Raw genomic sequence first — 17,266 nt, 5'->3', positions numbered from 1 at the left:
TGTAACCGGACAAATCTGTCCGATAATGCCGCGATGACGACTTCCCGCCCTGATGCCGCGCTGCGCCGCCGGCAGATACTCGATGCCGCCGACGAAGTGTTCAGCGAACACGGCGTCAATGCCCCGCTGGAACTGGTGGTCGAGCGTGCCGGCCTTGGCCGCGCCACGCTGTACCGCAATTTCCCCGACCGGCTCGCGCTGATGACCGCGCTGATGACCCGCGGCCTGGACGGCCTGGAGCGGCTGGCCGCCGATCTGGCCGAGCGCCCGGACGGACTGGCCGTGCTGTTGCACGACGTGGCCGAGCACATCGCCCAGTCCGCGCCGCTGGTGGATTTCTGGCGGTCCATCGAACGCGCGCACCCGGCGGTGGAAACCGCCGACCGGCGTGTGGTGAGCATCTTTCTGCCGTTCGTGCATCGCGCCCGCGACGCCGGCCTGTGCCGCGCCGATGTCGACGACGAGCAGCTGCTGCTGGTGATCGACATGCTGGGCAGTTGCCTGCGCGGCAATGACGAATCCGAACGCAAACGGCTTGCCCATCGTTCGGCCGATCTGTTGATGCACGCATTGGGCATGCAGGTGCCGGAAGGCGGCACCCGATGAAACCGGCCACGCGTTCGCGCATCGGGCGCTGGTCACTGCGCGCGGCGCTGGTGCTGGCCGCGCTCTGGGGCGGGCTGGCGATCTACTTCGCGCTGAGCGGCAATGCGTTCGTACGCGCGGCGTGGGTGGGCTCGTGGTGCGCGATGGCAATCGCGGCGTTGTGGGGCTTGCGCCGTGGCCGCGAGAACTGGGCCCTGGTAGGCATCTTCAGTGCGGCGTTTGCGGTGCTGGCGGCATCGTGGTGGATGATGCAGCCCAGCCAGGACCGCGATTGGGCCGACGATGTCGCCCAACGGCTGCAGCCCGAGGTGCACGGCAACATCGTCACGCTGCACAACGTGCGCAATTTCGACTGGCATAGCGAAACCGACTACCAGCCGCGCTGGGAAACCCGCCAGTACGATCTGGACCGTCTGGTCAGCGCCGATCTGGCGCTGTCGTACTGGATGGGCCCGGCGATCGCACACACCCTGGTGTCGTTCGGTTTCGACGACGGCTCGCACGTGGTGTTCTCGCTGGAAATCCGCAAGGAGCGCGACGAGTCGTTCTCGGCATTGGGCGGATTTTTCCGCAGTTTCGAAGAGACCCTGGTGGCCGCGGACGAGCGCGACATCCTGCGCGTGCGCACCAATGTGCGCGGCGAAGACATGTATCTGTATCGGTTGGCGATTTCCAAGGTCGGGCTACGCCGCATGTTCATGGGCTACGTGGGGCTGGCCAACAAGCTGAATCGCGCGCCGGCGTTCTACAACACGCTCACCAGCAACTGCACCACGATCGTGTTCGCGTTGGCGCGGCAGTTGCAGCCCACATTGCCGATGGATCATCGCCTGCTGTTGTCCGGCTACGCCGACGAATACGCCTACGATCACGATGGGCTGCTGCCCGGCTACGACTTCGCGACACTGAAGCAGCGCGGGCATTTCACCGCACGTGCGATCGCCGCCGACAGGGCGGCGGACTTTTCCGAGCGCATCCGTGCCGGCATGCCGCAAGCACCGGCGCCTGCCGTCGCCGCGAGCGTGGCCCGGTGATGCCGCGCCGGCGTGGATGCCGCACCGCTGCAGTGCTGGCGGGCGTGCTGGCGAGCCTGTGGCTGAGCGGCTGCGCGATGGTCACGGTGCAATCGCGCAGCAGCGGCGACTACATCGCGCGCACGCGTGGCGATGTGCTCAGTACCGGCGCGTTGAGCCAGGCCAGCGGCGAGACGGTGCAGGTGGCCGGTCTGCAATCCAAGGCCTGCCGCAGCGACCCGCTGCCCTGCCTGCAGCAACTTGCCAGCGTCGCTGGCATCGGCGATGAGCGCCGGCTGGCAACGCAGGCCGAGCTGTGGACCGCGTATGCGATCGCGCTGGGCGGGCGCGACCCGACAACGATGAGCGACGCCGCAGTCGATGCCTGGCTGGAGGCCGCGCGGCATGCGTACGCGTACCTGTTCTTCACCGATCGGGCGCCCAGTGCGCGTGCGTTCGAAAATCGCCAGACCCAGGTGCGCGACTACTACAACTACGCGGTGCAGCAGGTGATCGAACGCTTGTTCGCACGCGCGCAGCAGACCGGCCAGACCGAGCGCGAGCCGACCGCCATAGGCCGCTGGCAGGTCGGTATCGACATGTCTGCGTATCGGTTGCCGGGCGGCGGCAACACGCCGCGCGCGATCTTCGCCGCCTCGGCATTGCGCTTCGATGGACTGCGCAGCACGTACCGACGCGACGGCTTCGGTGCGGAGCTGGTGGCCGAGGTGGACCCGCAGGTGGTCGGCGACCCTGCCGGACTGGCCTTGCAACAATCTGCCGCCGCCGTCGCGCCACCGCAGCGTCCGCTGCCTACCTTCAGCGAGATGCCGTACGCGCCGGCAACGCTGCTGCTGCGCTTCGATGGCGATACGCTGGACGCGGTGCTGCGCGGTCATGCCGCCACCGTGGTGCCATACGACCCGTATCGGCAGAACGAGGTGGTGCTGCATGGCCAGCGCGTGCCGCTGGCGGCCAACTTCACCGCCGCGTATGGCCTGTGGCTGGCCAGATCCGGTTTTGCCGCGCAGTCGCTGCGGTCGATGCTGGGCAGCGCGCGCGGCATCGACCGCCCGCATCTGTATCTGATGCAGCCCTACGACCCGGACCGACGCGTGCTGCTGATGCTGCACGGGCTGGCCAGCAGCCCGGAAGCCTGGGTCAATGTTGCCAACGAAGTCATGGGCGATGAAGCACTGCGCCAGCGCTACCAGATCTGGCAGGTGTATTACCCCACCAATGCGCCGGTGGCGGTCAACCGCGCGGAAATCCAGGCCCTGGTGGAGCGCAGCCTGCAGCATTTCGATCCGTCCGGCACGGCGGTCGCGTCGCACGACATGGTGTTGATCGGCCACAGCATGGGCGGAGTGATCGGGCGTCTGCTGGTGTCTTCGTCGGGCGATCGCTTATGGAATTCCTTGCTGGAAAATTACCGGCTGGACGGCGAGCGCGGCGCACGCGTGCGTGCGAAGTTGTCGCCGTTGCTGCATTTTTCGCCAATGTCGCAGATCGATCGCGCCATCTTCATCGCCGCGCCGCATCGCGGTACGCCCTTGGCCGAGGGTGGGCTCGGGCGTTTTGTCGGCCGCCTGGTGCGTTTGCCGATCGCCTTGCTGGATCGCTTCGGCGATGTGTTTCAGGAGCTGGCCAGCAGCGCGCGTGGCGGGCAGGGCGGCGACCTGCGACGCAACGGGCGCCTGCTGCCGCCGACCAGCATCGACAACCTGCGCGATAGCGACCCGTTCGTGCGCGCCAGCATGGACCTGCCGATCTCCCCGCAGGTGCGCTACCACACCATCGTCGGGCGCGAAAAACCGCAGGTGCCGCTGGCCGATTCCGGCGATGGCCTGGTGCCGTATCGCAGCGCGCATCTGGACGGCGCCGCGTCCGAACTGGTGGTGACCTCCTGGCACAGCGTGCAGGAAACCCCGCAGGCGATTCTGGAGATCCGCCGCATCCTGCACGAGCAACTGCAAGCGGAAGCGGCAAATACAAACCAGGCGCAGGCCGCGCCCCCGGCTGCGGCGCCTGCGACGTTCTGAGTGCGCTGCACCATCGGTGGAAAGCGTGGCTGCTAGTCACGCACCGCGGGGTGTGGAATTTCCCCGTTGCCAATGCGCACCATTGTCCGGTACGGGTCCCGGCGTTGCGATCGCTCACGCCTAGACCGGCCAACCTAGGCAACGCGCGGTCATCCGGTGGGTGCGGACGACGCGCAGGAGCGGGAGTGCACGAGCCATGCCGATACCGAGCACCGACCGCCCTGCCTGACGGCGCGAAGTAGTTATGTTGGCCGCTTTTAGCGCGTTGTTTACCTGGCCCGTGCTATCAGGCGGTTCTCGAACACGCTCGAACCAGGGAAGACGCAATGCGCAAGACGCTGTCGGCAGTGATCTGGGTGCCCTTGCTGCTGGCCGGTTGCAGCCGCGGTGAAGGTCAACGCGAGGCAGCCGACCCTGCGGGCGCGACGCCGCCGGCAGTGCAGCCCGCAGCGCGTGCATCCGCAGCGCCACCGGTCGCCGATGAAGCGGTACCCGAGTTCCCGGCCATCCCGTCGATCGTGGTGCCGGAGATTGCCGGTGTCACCCCGGCGCAGCGCGCGCTGGAAGCCTCGCTGCAGGACATTCTCGACCCGATCGAAGGCGTCAGCGTGACGCCGGCACGCTGTGGCGACGGCGGCACCCTGATCAACGACGCCGGCATCACCAGTGTCGATGCCCATGGCAATCTGCTGCGCAACGGCGACGGCGGGCTGTTCGACCTCAAGGCCGATGGCAGCGGCACCGCCAACTTCGACGGCGGCCTGATCCGCGTCAATGCCGACGGCAGCGGCACCATCAATGCCAGTGGCGCCGGTGGCGACGACGCGATCATCCAGGTCCAGGCCAGCGGCGCCGGTACCTACAATGGCCCGGCCGGTCTGATCAGTCTGGATGGCAAGGGGGCAGGTACCTGGAACAGCCGCAAGAGCGGGTTGGTCGACAACCACGGCGATGGCAGCGGCACCTGGAACGGCCCGCGCGGTCTGATCACCATCAACGCCGATGGCTCGGGAATCTGGAACGGCCCGGACGGGCTGGTGCAGAACCGCGGCAACGGCACCGGTACGGTCGGCACGCCGCCGCGCGAAGCGCGCATGCCACCCCTGCCGAAGGTGCCACCGGCCGGTCGTTTTCCGCTGCTGCAGAAGTTCGCGCCCCCCGGCGCGCCGTGCGGCTATCTGATCACCTTGAACGAGCGCATCCTGTTCGACTTCGACAAGGCCGAGATCCGCCCCGATGCTGCGCGCGTGATCGACGTGCTGGCGGCCGCGCTCGCCAAGGTCAGCGCCAGGGAGATGGAAGTGCGCGGGCACACCGATGCCAAGGGCAGCGACGCCTACAACCAGGCGCTGTCCGAGCGCCGCGCCGATGCGGTGCTGGCCGCATTACGTACACGCGGTACCGCACGATCGGCCGGCGCGAAAGGCTATGGCGAATCGCAACCGGTGGCACCCGACACGCTGGATGGACAGGACAACCCCGGCGGGCGACAACTCAATCGGCGCGTGGAAATCTTTCTGCGCACCTGAGCGCGGGCCGATCTGCGCGGCATTGCTCGCATGCAGACGCAGGACCAACACGATCCCTGACAGGTGACGTACCAAGCACGTGGTTCGGCCAGGTGTGTCGGTGGATGATGCCGGCCGGTCTTCTGCATGTCATCGCGCCGCGGCCTTGTGCAGTGCGTACTGACGGCCGGTGTGTCCAGCCCTGCCCGCTGCCTTCGGACAGGCGTTCGGCCAGAACGCAAATGGGCCGCAGACGCGGCCCATTCGCACTTCGCGCCAGCGCCGCTCCCGCAGGAGCGACTGGCTTACTTCAGCTTGGCGTCGGCGCGCAGGGCATCGGCGCGGTCGGTCTTCTCCCACGAGAACGCGGTGGCGTTGTGCTGCGCGCCGGTCGCGTCGGTGTAGGAGAACTCCTTCGGCTTGCGGCCGAAGTGACCGTAGGACGCGGTCTGCTGATACATCGGGTGGATCAGGTCCAGCATCTGGATGATGCCGAACGGACGCAGGTCGAAGTGCTTGCGGATCAGCTTTTCGATCTGCTCGTCGGCGATCTTGCCGGTGCCGAAGGTGGTGACCGAAATCGAGGTCGGCTCGGCCACGCCGATGGCGTAGGAGACCTGCACTTCGCAACGGTCGGCAAGGCCTGCAGCCACCACGTTCTTGGCCACATAGCGCGCGGCATAGGCTGCCGAGCGATCGACCTTGGACGGATCCTTGCCGGAGAACGCACCGCCACCGTGACGCGCCCAACCGCCGTAGGTGTCGACGATGATCTTGCGGCCGGTCAGGCCACAATCGCCCACCGGCCCGCCGATCACGAACTTGCCGGTCGGGTTGATGTGGAACTTGGTGCCCTTGTGCAGCCACTTGGCCGGCAGCACCGGCTTGAGGATTTCCTCGCGCACGGCTTCGACCAGATCCTTCTGCTTGATGCCCGGATCGTGCTGGGTCGACAGCACCACCGCGTCGATCGCAGTCGCCACGCCGTCTTCATAACGCAGGGTGACCTGCGACTTGGCGTCCGGACGCAGCCAGGACAGCGCCGAGTTCTTCTTCTTGCGGATCTTGGCCTGCTGCTCGACCAGGCGGTGCGCCAGATGGATCGCGGCCGGCATGTGGCTGTCGGTCTCGTTGGTCGCATAGCCGAACATCAGGCCCTGGTCGCCGGCGCCCTGCTGTTCCGGGTTCTTGCGATCCACGCCCTGGTTGATGTCCGGCGACTGCTTGCCGATCAGGTTGAGCACGCCACAGGTCTCGCCGTCGAAACCGACGTCGGAGCTGTTGTAACCGATGTCCAGAATGACCTTGCGGGTCAGCGCTTCCAGGTCGATCCAGGCACTGGTGGTCACTTCGCCGGCAACGATCGCCACGCCCGTCTTGACCATCGTCTCGCATGCCACGCGGGCGCGCTTGTCCTGGGCCAGGATGGCATCCAGCACTGCGTCGGAGATCTGGTCGGCGATCTTGTCCGGATGGCCTTCGGAGACCGATTCGGAGGTGAACAGGTAGCTGGACATCAGGCTTATATCCCTTAATTCGGATGAAAAGATGGGTGCGGATGATACACCGTCCGACAAGCCCGTGCATTGTGCGCCTGAACAGCCCGGTGTGGCGTTAAACCCGTGTCCTGGCGCGGCTTTGCACGGTCATCCGGGCGCCGTCAGCTTGCCATGCGGTGGTCGTATTGACCGGCCAGCATGCGCGCGTGCCTGGCGGCATGGCTGCGTGCAGCCACCCCGCTGGAGGGGAGTAAGCGATGTCGTTGGCCAGCGTGCCGGGGCCAAGGCGCATGGCTGCTCTGGCGACCACGACCTGCGCTTGTCCGATCGCAGCGCTCCGCCGCGCCTTGCAGTGGGCGCATTTGCGCGAGCGCGCTGCCGACGCCTGCGGGCGGCACACGCAACCTGCCAGCGCAACGCCCGACCACGGCGCCGAGTTTTTGTCCTGGAGACGTCCGCATGCACTTGTCCACGTTGCATCCTCCTGTCCGCGCCTTGTTCCTATCCGCTTGCCATGCGCGGCAGATGCCGGCAGCCCGCAGCTGCCGGGTGCTGCCATCGGACGTGCGCGGCGTGCAGCGTTCGCCGTCCGGGGACAGGAAATGCGGACGTAGGCCGCGGCGTCGTTTTTTGGCCCGCAACCACGGCGCGATGCGAGCAACGTGCCTGCTGGCTGACTGCCCGCCGGCCAGAACGCACGCGATGGCATTGGACGGTGTCCGGCCTGCTAGCATCGGCCGATGGATTCATTGACCCAGATCGTTCTTGGCGGCGCCATCGCTGCCGCCATCGCACCGGCAGGACAGCGCCGTGCAGCCCTGTTGGCCGGCGCCGCGCTGGGCACCTTGCCCGATCTCGATGCGCTGGTGTTGCTGCCGCTGACCGACGATCCGGTCACGCTGATGACGGTGCATCGCAGCGCCAGCCATTCGTTGTTCGTGCTGCCGTTGCTGGGCGGGTTGATCTGGTGGCTGTTTCGCCGTTACGGCAATGGGCGCGTGGCCGCTGCGCCCAAGCGCTGGTTCTGGGCGATCCAGCTGGCCTTGATCACGCATCCGCTGCTGGATGCCTTCACCGTCTACGGTACCCAGCTGTGGTGGCCGCTGCAGCCGCATCCGGCGATGTGGTCGAGCGTCTTCATCATCGACCCGGCCTACACGCTGTGGTTACTGCTTGCCTGCGCGGTAGGGTGGTTTGCGCGCGCACGCCCGATCGCGCAGCACGCGCTGGTGATCGGGCTGGCGCTCAGCTCCGCCTATCTGGGCTGGTCGTTGCTGGCCAAGCACCTGGTCGACCAGGAAGCGGACCGTGCGCTGGCCGCGCTCGGCTTGAAGGATGCGCCGCGCTTCTCGGTGCCGATGCCGCTCAACACCTTGCTGTGGCGCGTGGTGGCGATGACGCCCAACGGCTATGTGATCGGCGAGCGCTCGCTGGTGGCCGACAAGGGCCCGATGCAGTTTCGCGGTTATTCCAGCAACACCCAGGCGCTGGGCGAAGTGACCAGTTTCGATGCGGTGCGCCGGTTGACCTGGTTCAATCGCGGTTTCATGCGCGCACGCCTGGTCGACGACGAGCTGATGCTCAGCGATCTGCGCATGGGCCTGGAACCGGACTACAACTTCAACTTCGTGGTGGCCCATCGCCAAGACGGGCAGTGGCAACCGATCACGCCACGACAGATCCAGGCGGCCTACCGCGCGCCGGTGGCGCGCGATCAGATCGGCGAGGTGCTGGCGCAGATGTGGCGACGCATCTGGCACGAGCCGACCGGCACGGTGCTGACCGGCGACCTGGAACATGCCACCACGCCTGCGCCGGCAGCTCGGTAGGCCCGCTTGGCGGGGGCGCACGGCAATGCGTACGTAGTAAGCCCGAGCAGCCCGCCGACTCAATACACCGTCGCGCGCGCTTGCACGAACGAGTAGAAGAACACCGCATTCGGGTCGCTGTGCACCTGCGCCAGTTCGCGGCGCATGCCATCCACGGTGTCTGCGTTGACCGCGCCGGCCTCGCGCAACTGGTCGGCCGCCGACAGCAGCACTTCTTCCCAGAACCCGATCATGGTCTTGCGCCGGCCCGGCTCGCGGTTGTCCAGATGCAGCGTCTTGATCTCGGTGTGCACATCGCGAAAGCCGCCGGCCAGCAGCAGGTTGCCTAGCTTGGCGCCGACGAACGGGTCGCCGCCCTGGTCGTGCTGGAAATCGTTGAAGGCCATCCAGTAGCGCCACAGGTTGGGCGAATACGGATGCAGCAGGAACGAGGCGTTCATCACCTCGGTGACATACACCGGCGAGCCCGGCAGCAGCACGCGCCGCACCTCGTTGAGCACGCGCGCAGGCGAGGGCACATGCTCGAGCACCCAGCACAGGAACGCCGCATCGAACTGACGCGCCTCGAACGGAAGATCGCTCGCATCGGCCTGCTGCAGCGTGTAGCGCTCGCGGCACCATGCCAGCCGTTCCAGATTGGCGCGTGCCGCGCCCAACTGCGCCTCGCTCAGATCCACGCCGGTGACATGCAGGTCGGGAAAACGGCGCAGCAGGACTTCGGTCTGCGCACCCACGCCGCTGCCCACTTCCAGCAGCCGGCGTGTGCCGCTGTAGTCGATCTGGTTGAACAGCGTGGCTTCCAGCAGGCGCGCCTGCTTGAGCAGGCGTGCCTGTTCGGTGGACGAAAACCCATGCAGATAGGTCGGGGTGTCGTTTGGTGCGTTCATCGCTGCAGCTCCAGCAAAGCAGGAAAACTCAGGCAGCCGCCGCCAGCGCTGGCGGCACGCCGGCGATCAAGGCATCGAAATACGCGCGGGTCAGTTCCAGCTGCGCTTCCGGCGTTTCGGCGCGATTGACCACCGCACGGAAGTCGGCGCTCTGCGGGTGGTCCTTGGCGTACCAGCCCAGATGCTTGCGCGCGATGCGCACGCCCTGCGGCTGGCCGTAGAAGGCGTGCAGCGCTTCCAGATGGCCGAGCAGCGTGTCGCGCACGAACGCCAGCGTCGGCGGCGGCAACAGCTCGCCGCTGGACAGATAGTGCGCCACCTCGCCGAAGATCCATGGGCGTCCCTGCGCGGCGCGCCCGATCATCACCGCATCCACACCGGTCTCGCGCAGCACCTGCGCCGCCTTCTGCGGCGAGTCGATATCGCCATTGGCGATCACCGGAATCTGCAGCGCCGCCTTGATCTGCGCAATCGTGGCGTACTCGGCGGTGCCGCTGTAATGCTGATCGCGGGTGCGCCCGTGCACGGCCAGCGCGGCGATCCCGCAGTCCTGCGCGATGCGCGCGATGGCCGGGCCGTTGCGGTGATCGCAGTCCCACCCGGTGCGGATCTTCAGGGTCACCGGCACATCCACCGCCTGCACCACCGCGCTGAGGATGCGTGCCACCAGGCCCTCGTCGCGCATCAGCGCCGAGCCGGCCCAGGCGTTGCAGACCTTCTTGGCCGGGCAACCCATGTTGATGTCGATCAGCTGCGCACCGTGGTCGACGTTGTAGCGCGCCGCCTCGGCCAGTTGCTGCGGTTCGGTGCCGGCGATCTGCACGCTGACCGGATCCGGCTCGCCGGCATGATCCATGCGGTGCAGCGATTTGCGCGTGCCCCAGAAGCGCGGATCGGAGATGGTCATCTCCGACACCGCCAGCCCGGCGCCCAGCCGCTTGCACAACAGCCGGAACGGCTTGTCGGTGACGCCGGCCATCGGGGCGAGGATCACCTTCGGGTCGATGGAGTAGGGGCCGATCTGCATGGCGGCATTGTAGCTGGGTAGGGAATTGGGAATCGGGAGAGCAGTTCCGGCCTTCGGTCTTGTGCGGTTGCTGTGTGGGTCAGGTGACCAGTAGAGCGAGGGCAGCGGCGAGATTGCTGGCTGACCGTACCCTCACCCCAACCCCTCTCCCGACGGGAGAGGGGCTTTTTTTACTTCTCCCGTCGGGAGGTGGTGGCGCGTCAGCGCCGGATGAGGGTACGGGTGCCCGACGCGGCATCACGCCAGGTACCGCCGCCCAGATTGTTATCCGATAAAGAAGATCGAAGTTCCGGCGCAGCCGGGTTCGTAGCGTCCGTCGACGCGCAGGCCTCGACATGTCGTTTGCGGAGCGACGCAGTCTCATGGGTATGCCGACGCCCTGAACGCAGAAGGCGACCGCATTGCTGCGGTCGCCTTCGTGGTCTGTTTGAAGTGCGCGCGGATCACACGGCCGGTTCGGGCACCATGCGCGGCATCGAGGTGGCAGCGCCTTCCACTTCGGTGGAGCGCGCGGCGTAGCGGGTGGCAAAGCGCACGTGGGTGATGAAGCTGGCAGTGGGCGCCTGCGCCAGCGAGGCGACCAGTGCGCCGTTGAAGGCATCGCCGGCGCCGGTGGTGTCCACCGTCTGCGCGCTCTCCGCGCCCACACGGTAATGCGCAGCCGTGTCGCCGCGCAGCTGTTCTTCCGCGTGCGAGATGAAGGCGCCCACCGATCCCAGCGTCACCACCACCGTACCGCCCGGTAGCAACTTGCGGCACAGCGAATGCAGCGTGTTGCCGTCCAGCGCCGCCACATCGTCTGCATTGATGCGTTCACCGACGTGGCGGCCGAGCAGGGCGGCAAATTCGGTTTCGTTGGGCGTCAGCACATCCGACAGCTTGAGCAGGCCGATCGAGGTCGGCGCATTGGCCGGAGCGGCGTTGAGTACGGTCAGTACGCCGCATTCGCGTGCCAGCGCCAGCGCCGACTCGATGGTTTCCGCCGGCGATTCCAACTGCGCCAGCAGCACGCCGGACGAGGCCACCAGCGCGCGCTGGTTGTCCACGAACGCTGCACTGAGTACCGAGTTGGCACCGGCCCCGATCACGATGGTATTGCGGCCGTGCGCGTCGACATAGATACCGCCGGTGCCGGTCGGCTCATTGCTGGGCTCGGCGATCAGCGCGAACCCGTCATGCGCAGCCAGCGAGCGCGCCAACGCGCCGCCGGCGTCGTCGCCCAATGCGCACAGAAAGTGCGTCCTGGCACCGGCACGTGCGGCCGCGACCGCCTGGTTGAAGCCCTTTCCACCCGGGCCGGTGCTGTAGCGACCGGCAATGGTGGCGCCCGGCGCAGGCAGGACATCACAGCGCCACACGTGATCGACATTGAAGGACCCGACAACGACGACCGAACTCATAAATACCCTTGACTTGAATGACTGAATGAAACGTGGCGTGCGGCGATTAGACCGTCATACCGATGAACCCGCGCCGCCTCAACCGAAATGCGAGAGCACACCGGCAATGGTAGCGGTCATGAACGTGGCGATCGAACCGCCCAGCACTGCGCGCAGGCCGAATTTGGCCAGATCGTGACGGCGTTCCGGTGCCAGCCCGCCGATGCCACCGATCTGGATCGCAATCGAGCTGAAATTGGCAAAGCCGCACAGCGCATACGTGGCAATCAGCCGACCTTCCGCGCTCAGGCCCACGCCCGGCACTTCGCCCTTCACGATACGCGACAGCTCGCTGTAGGCGACAAACTCGTTGATCACCACCTTCTGCCCGATCAGCGAACCGACCGTGGTCGCGTCCACCCACGGGGTGCCGATCACCCAGGCAATCGGCGCCAGCACGTAGCCGAAGATCGTCGACAGGTTGGTCGGGCGGCCCAGCAGCGCGGCGGCGCCGGTGATTTCGCCCAGCCAGGTCAGTGGTGCATTGATCAGGGCAATCAGCGCAATGAAGGCCAGTAGCATCGCGCCGATGTTGAGCGCCAACCGCAGGCCATCGCCGGCGCCGGCCGCTGCCGCATCGATGATGTTGCTGGTGGTCTTTTCCACTTCCATCTTGACCGTGCCGCGGGTCAGCGGGGTGCCGGTTTCCGGCACCAGCAGTTTGGCGACCACCAGCGTGGCGGGTGCGGCCATGATGCTGGCGGCGAGCAGATGCTTGGCGTAGAACGCCTGCTGCGCGGGATCGCTGCCGCCGAGCATGCCGACGTAGGCGGCAAGCACGCCGCCGGCGATATGCGCCATGCCGCCGATCATCATCGTCAGCAGCTCGGACTGGGTCATCTTGGGGATGTACGGGCGCACCGTCAGCGGCGCCTCGGTCTGGCCGATGAACACGCTGGCGCATACGCTGGTGGTTTCCGCACCGGAGACGCGCATCACCTTGGTGATCGCCCACGCCATCGCACGTACAACGACCTGCATCACGCCCAGATGGTAGAGCACGCCCATCAGCGCCGAGAAGAAGATGATGGTGGGCAGCACCTGAAACGCGAAGATGAAGCCGTAGCTGTCGATGTTCATCAGGTTGCCGAAAATGAAGGTCGACCCCTCATTGACGAAGCTCAGCACCTTGACGAAGCCCTTGCCCAGCGAATCGAACACATCGCGTCCGCCCGGCACCAGCAGCACCAGTGCGGCGAACGAAATCTGCAGCGCCAGACCGGTGGCGACCAGCTTCCAGTCGATCGCGCGGCGGTTGCTCGAAAACAGCCAGGTGATGCCGATGAGCACCGCCAGACCGAACAGGCCGAAACCGATCCTTCCCAAACCTTCGACCATTCCAATCCCCGGGGCTGCTGACGGCAAAACGAGAAGCCTAGAGCAGGGGGTGACCGTGGGCAAGGCGAGCAGCATTCAGGGCCCGCCCGTTGGCCCGCAGGCGAGCCAGGTCGGGCGCGGGCAGTTCCCTGCGCGGGGGCAGACGAGCCACGCTTGCGCAAGGTGATGGGGCGGGGGCGTCGATTCGCTGCCCGTGCGTCGCCCCCACAGACCGCGCCCCGAAGCACGATCACCCGACCGGATGCCGCTTTTCCCTTCAGCCGTCGACAACAACCGGTGGTGCTTGCGCGCGTGCCGGCGTGGGACCTTGAGCGGCATGGATGCCGCGCCAGAGCCTACAGGGACGTACTTGCGGCGTGTCCCACACCGGTACGCGTGCAAGCGCCCTCGGCAGACCGAAGCGTTCGCATTGAAAAGATAGATGTCGTGCACAGATGGATCGGTGTGCGGAGTTGGTCGGCAGCGCGGCGCCGCATCCGGTGTCGGGACACGCCGTGAATCCGTCCGTGGAGGCTCGGTGGCGGCATCCATGCCGCCACACGGTCCCGCCCCCGGACGCAGCACCACGCTCCCAAAGTGCTACAGCTGATCGGCAAGCAATGCTTTCAAAGCACGTGCGGATGCCTATGCAGTCTGTGGCCAATGCAAATCGGTAAGGCATCCATCTGCTGTCATGTCGCCAGCGACGGTAACGCTCCGAAAGACCTGCAGATCACCAGGCCCTCCGCATTTCTTTCCGCAACCGACAACAACCGGTGGTGCTTGCGCGGGTGCCGGCGTGGGACCTTGAGCGGCATGGATGCCGCGCCAGAGCCTACACGGACGTACTTGCGGCGTGTCCCACACCGGTACGCGTGCAAGCGCCCTCGGCAGACCGAAGCATTCGCATTGAAAAGATAGATGTCGTGCACAGATGGATCGGTGTGCGGAGTTGGTCGGCAGCGCGGCGCCGCATCCAGTGGCGGGACACGCCGTGAATCCGTTCGTGGAGGCTCGGTGGCGGCATCCATGCCGCCACACGGTCCCGCCCCCGGACGCGACACCACGCTCCCAAGAGTGCTACTGCTGATCGGCAAGCAACTCCTGCATTGCCACGTCATCGTTGAACGCAATGCGCCACACCAGCAGACGTGCATGCGGGACCGATCTGTGCGGTGCCAAGGCGCCCCACCCTGTCGCCCTGGCAGCACCACGTCCTACACTGCGCACGCCGATCCGGGGCAGGGCGCCGCGGAGGTTGTTGGAGTCTGCCAATGCAATACCGTCGTCTGGGGGCCACCGGGCTGCAGCTGTCGGCCTTGTCGTTCGGGGCCTGGGTCACTTTCGGCAAGCAGATCGGGCGCAGCGAAGCGCGCAACCTGATTGCCGCCGCCTGGGACAACGGCATCAATTTCTTCGACAATGCCGAGGTCTACGCACGCGGCCGCGCCGAAGAGGTGATGGGCGATGTGATCGCCGATCTGCGCCTGCCGCGCGATGGTTACTGCGTGTCGAGCAAGGTGTTCTTCGGCGCGGTGGACAGCCCGCGGCCGACCCAGCGCGGACTCTCGCGCAAGCATGTCACCGACGCCTGCCATGCCGCGCTCAAGCGCCTGCGCGTGGACTATCTGGACCTGTACTTCTGTCACCGGCCCGACCCGGACACGCCGATCCGCGAAACCGTGCGCAGCATGGATGCCCTGATCCGCCAGGGCAAGGTGCTGTACTGGGGCACCTCCGAGTGGAGCGCCGAGCAGTTGCGCGAGGCCATCCGCATCGCCGAGCAGGAGCACCTGCACGCTCCGGCGATGGAGCAACCGCAGTACAACCTGCTGCACCGCGACCGGCTGGAGCGCGAATACGCGCCGCTGTGCGAGAGCGGGCTGGGCATCACGATCTGGTCGCCGCTGGCCTCGGGCCTGCTGACCGGTAAGTACAACGCCGGGGTGGACGCCGACAGCCGCCTCGGCCAGCCGGGCAATCAATGGTTGCAGGACGAAGTGCTAGGCGCGCCGGAAGCGCGCCGCCTGGAACGCGCCCGCGCGTTCTGCGCCTTGGCCGCCGCGCTGGGCCAGTCGCCCGCGCGCCTGGCCATCGCCTGGTGCCTGCGCAACCCGCACGTGTCCACGGTGATCCTGGGTGCCAGTCGGGTGGCGCAGCTGGAAGAAAATCTCGGCGCGCTGGAGACCTTGACCCAGGTCGAAGCCGACGGTTGGGCACGGGTAGAGGCGGCGACGCGCTGAGGACAGCCGTGCGGTGGGCGTGAGTGCGGACGGTCGACTGCGCGGTGTTGGTTCGTCGGGCTCTTCAACGCAAACGAGAGGCCGCATCTGGCCGGTCCTGCACGCCGGCCAAATCTCTCATCGCAATGTTCCGCCGTTCAGTCAGTCCTCTCGCTTGCCCAATGCAGTCCTCATCAGCAAGACAACGATCTCCCAACTAAAAAACACCGGCGGAAAACGTGGCCGGATGTTTTCAATAGGACTGGTGAATCGGAATGGCCCAATCCATGTAAAGGTCATGCCGATAAGATGAGAATGGCTCTTGATCATTAAATGAGAATGGTTATTATTTGTCTGGCCAACCGACTGGAGATCCAGATCATGACCGCTCATCCCGTGCTGCTCCGCTCCGAACCGGTCAACCTGCGCGACCGCGCTGCCCCGCGTGCCGTCCCCGCAGAAGACCTCATCAGCAGCGAGGCGCTGCTCAAAGGCCGTCGCGAAGTGCTGATCCAGCATGGCGACCGCGTCTATCGCCTGCGCCATACCAGCAACGACAAGCTCATCCTGACCAAGTAAGGCCTACCCTCCGATTCCGCGCATTGGCGCAGGGGATCGGGTCGTTTGTCGCGGGCGTTGCCGCCGCCGTCCGCGCACCCCCACGTTCTCTCCCGGCGGCCGGTCGCGGCCTAGGCTGCAGCACACGCTGCCGGGAACTTCCGTCCAAAGGTTCCCGATGATGCGCCTGCATCCGCTGGTGGTCGCGCTGTCGCTGGCGCTGCCTGCTCTTCCGTTGAGTGCTCACGCTGCCGACCTCGCCGCCAGTGGTGATGCCGCGCGTGAGGCCCACGACTTCGACCGGCTGCAGGTCACCGCCACGCGTACCCAGCGCGCCCTGGCCGATGTGCCGAGCATGGTGGATGTGATTGATCGCGAACAACTGGACAACCAACTGGTGCGCGAGCTCAAGGATCTGTTCCGCTACACGCCGGGCGTGTCGGTGACCAGCACCAGCGGCCGTTTCACCGGCGCCAGCGGCATCCGCATCCGCGGGCTGGACGGCAACCGCATGGCGACCCTGGTCGACAACGTGCCGGTGTCGGACACCTTCAGCTTCGGCAGCTACCTCAACGCCAACCGCAACTTCGTCGATCTGGAAACGCTCAAGCGCGTCGAAGTGGTGCGCGGGCCGGCCAGCGCCCTGAGCTGGTAGCTGCCATGCCCATCGCCCGCCCGCTGCCGTCGTTGTCGCATGCACGTGCCACCCGCGCTACGTTGCCGCGGCCGCAGCAGTTGGCGGCGCTGGGCACGGTGCTGTGCCTGTATCGGCCCGCATTGGGCAACGAACTGGATGGCTGGCAACACGCGGTGGATGCGGCGGCGTGCCGGCAGGTCGACAGCGATGGCGTGCGTGAGAGCATCTGGTTCTTCGATGCCGAGGGGCAGTGCTGCTGGCGGATCTGTCTATTGCCCGACAGCGACTTTCTGATCTGGGATCGCCTGGTTTCGCGTCTGCCGCCACTGCCGATGGAAAGCCATGAGCTGGGCGTCGGCGAGCGGTTGTGGCGTCGTCTGGCCGGGCGCATGCGCGGCGAAGCGTGGCGATTGAGCGCGCTGCGCCTGCAGACTGCTGCAACTCGCGAGCAGCCGTTGGTCGCCAGCCTGGCGACCGTGTCGGCGCTGGGTGCAGAAGTTGCCGCACGTCTTGCGCGCGAGGAGGGCATCGACGGACGTGTGGCGGTGGACGATTGCTGCTGCGCGCGCGCTGCCGCCTTGCGTACCAGCTCCATCACGTCCAGCAACATCACCCCGTCCGATATGACGACGTCGCTGGTGCGCCTGCGCCGCTGACGTCTCCAACCACTCCCGAGAGTTCC

Annotated in this window: 13 protein-coding genes and 1 pseudogene; 9 read left to right on the top strand and 5 right to left on the bottom strand. The window is 66.5% G+C overall.

Annotation, left to right across the window (positions count from 1 at the left end):
* Nucleotides 1–33 precede the first annotated feature (33 nt).
* From FHT09_RS09390 to FHT09_RS09375, 4 genes are all read left to right on the top strand, one after another.
* The gene (locus tag FHT09_RS09390; protein ID WP_016902213.1) at nucleotides 34–606 is read left to right on the top strand and encodes a TetR/AcrR family transcriptional regulator; all 573 of its coding nucleotides are present in this window, start codon (nucleotides 34–36) and stop codon (nucleotides 604–606) included.
* Nucleotides 603–1,640 carry a DUF4105 domain-containing protein gene (locus FHT09_RS09385; protein WP_104607360.1) on the top strand — a complete coding sequence of 346 codons (1,038 nt, stop codon included), beginning with the start codon at nucleotides 603–605 and terminating at the stop codon, nucleotides 1,638–1,640. The genes FHT09_RS09390 and FHT09_RS09385 overlap by 4 nt, the downstream gene beginning before the upstream one ends.
* Nucleotides 1,637–3,661: an alpha/beta fold hydrolase gene (locus FHT09_RS09380; protein WP_184416923.1), complete on the top strand. Its 2,025-nt coding sequence runs from the start codon at nucleotides 1,637–1,639 to the stop codon at nucleotides 3,659–3,661. Before FHT09_RS09385 ends, FHT09_RS09380 begins: the two co-directional genes overlap by 4 nt.
* A 326-nt stretch (nucleotides 3,662–3,987) precedes the next feature.
* Entirely contained in the window at nucleotides 3,988–5,190 is a 1,203-nt protein-coding gene (locus FHT09_RS09375) for an OmpA family protein (protein ID WP_104607361.1), read from the top strand.
* Nucleotides 5,191–5,474: 284 nt separating this feature from the next.
* Here the strand turns inward: FHT09_RS09375 and metK are convergent, their stop codons facing one another.
* A complete protein-coding gene (gene metK / locus FHT09_RS09370; RefSeq protein WP_104538497.1) occupies nucleotides 5,475–6,686 on the bottom strand; it encodes a methionine adenosyltransferase in 1,212 nt (403 codons plus the stop codon).
* A 722-nt stretch (nucleotides 6,687–7,408) separates the two neighbouring features.
* On the opposite strand from metK, the gene FHT09_RS09365 reads away from it, so the two are divergent.
* The gene (locus FHT09_RS09365; protein ID WP_104607362.1) at nucleotides 7,409–8,497 is read left to right on the top strand and encodes a metal-dependent hydrolase; all 1,089 of its coding nucleotides are present in this window, start codon (nucleotides 7,409–7,411) and stop codon (nucleotides 8,495–8,497) included.
* A gap of 59 nt (nucleotides 8,498–8,556) precedes the next feature.
* On the opposite strand, the gene FHT09_RS09360 is transcribed toward FHT09_RS09365, so the two are convergent.
* The 4 genes from FHT09_RS09360 to FHT09_RS09345 all read right to left on the bottom strand — a co-directional run bounded on the left by FHT09_RS09360 (nucleotide 8,557) and on the right by FHT09_RS09345 (nucleotide 13,188).
* Nucleotides 8,557–9,384, bottom strand: a complete 828-nt coding sequence (locus FHT09_RS09360) for a class I SAM-dependent methyltransferase (protein WP_104607363.1) — start codon at nucleotides 9,382–9,384, stop codon at nucleotides 8,557–8,559.
* A gap of 28 nt (nucleotides 9,385–9,412) precedes the next feature.
* A complete protein-coding gene (dusB, locus tag FHT09_RS09355) occupies nucleotides 9,413–10,411 on the bottom strand; it encodes a tRNA dihydrouridine synthase DusB (protein ID WP_104607364.1) in 999 nt (332 codons plus the stop codon).
* A 443-nt stretch (nucleotides 10,412–10,854) separates the two neighbouring features.
* Nucleotides 10,855–11,811, bottom strand: coding sequence for a ribokinase (locus FHT09_RS09350; protein ID WP_016903834.1), 957 nt, complete (start codon nucleotides 11,809–11,811; stop codon nucleotides 10,855–10,857).
* Nucleotides 11,812–11,889: 78 nt separating this feature from the next.
* Nucleotides 11,890–13,188: a nucleoside transporter C-terminal domain-containing protein gene (locus tag FHT09_RS09345; RefSeq protein ID WP_104607365.1), complete on the bottom strand. Its 1,299-nt coding sequence runs from the start codon at nucleotides 13,186–13,188 to the stop codon at nucleotides 11,890–11,892.
* A 1,253-nt stretch (nucleotides 13,189–14,441) separates the two neighbouring features.
* Here FHT09_RS09345 and FHT09_RS09340 point away from each other — a divergent pair.
* The 4 genes and pseudogenes from FHT09_RS09340 to FHT09_RS09325 all read left to right on the top strand — a co-directional run bounded on the left by FHT09_RS09340 (nucleotide 14,442) and on the right by FHT09_RS09325 (nucleotide 17,240).
* Nucleotides 14,442–15,410 carry an aldo/keto reductase gene (locus FHT09_RS09340; protein ID WP_104607368.1) on the top strand — a complete coding sequence of 323 codons (969 nt, stop codon included), beginning with the start codon at nucleotides 14,442–14,444 and terminating at the stop codon, nucleotides 15,408–15,410.
* 318 nt (nucleotides 15,411–15,728) lie between these two features.
* Nucleotides 15,729–15,968, top strand: a complete 240-nt coding sequence (locus FHT09_RS09335) for a hemin uptake protein HemP (RefSeq protein ID WP_024938306.1) — start codon at nucleotides 15,729–15,731, stop codon at nucleotides 15,966–15,968.
* A gap of 157 nt (nucleotides 15,969–16,125) precedes the next feature.
* Nucleotides 16,126–16,593, top strand: a pseudogene (locus tag FHT09_RS09330) (TonB-dependent receptor plug domain-containing protein); the annotation flags it as partial.
* Nucleotides 16,594–16,607: 14 nt separating this feature from the next.
* A complete protein-coding gene (locus tag FHT09_RS09325; RefSeq protein WP_104607369.1) occupies nucleotides 16,608–17,240 on the top strand; it encodes a Hemin transport protein in 633 nt (210 codons plus the stop codon).
* Nucleotides 17,241–17,266: the final 26 nt, after the last annotated feature.

The sequence above is a fragment of the Xanthomonas sp. CFBP 8152 genome (genome assembly GCF_014199025.1).
Classification (GTDB): domain Bacteria; phylum Pseudomonadota; class Gammaproteobacteria; order Xanthomonadales; family Xanthomonadaceae; genus Xanthomonas; species Xanthomonas arboricola_B.
This window is presented reverse-complemented; position numbering and strand designations above follow the sequence as displayed.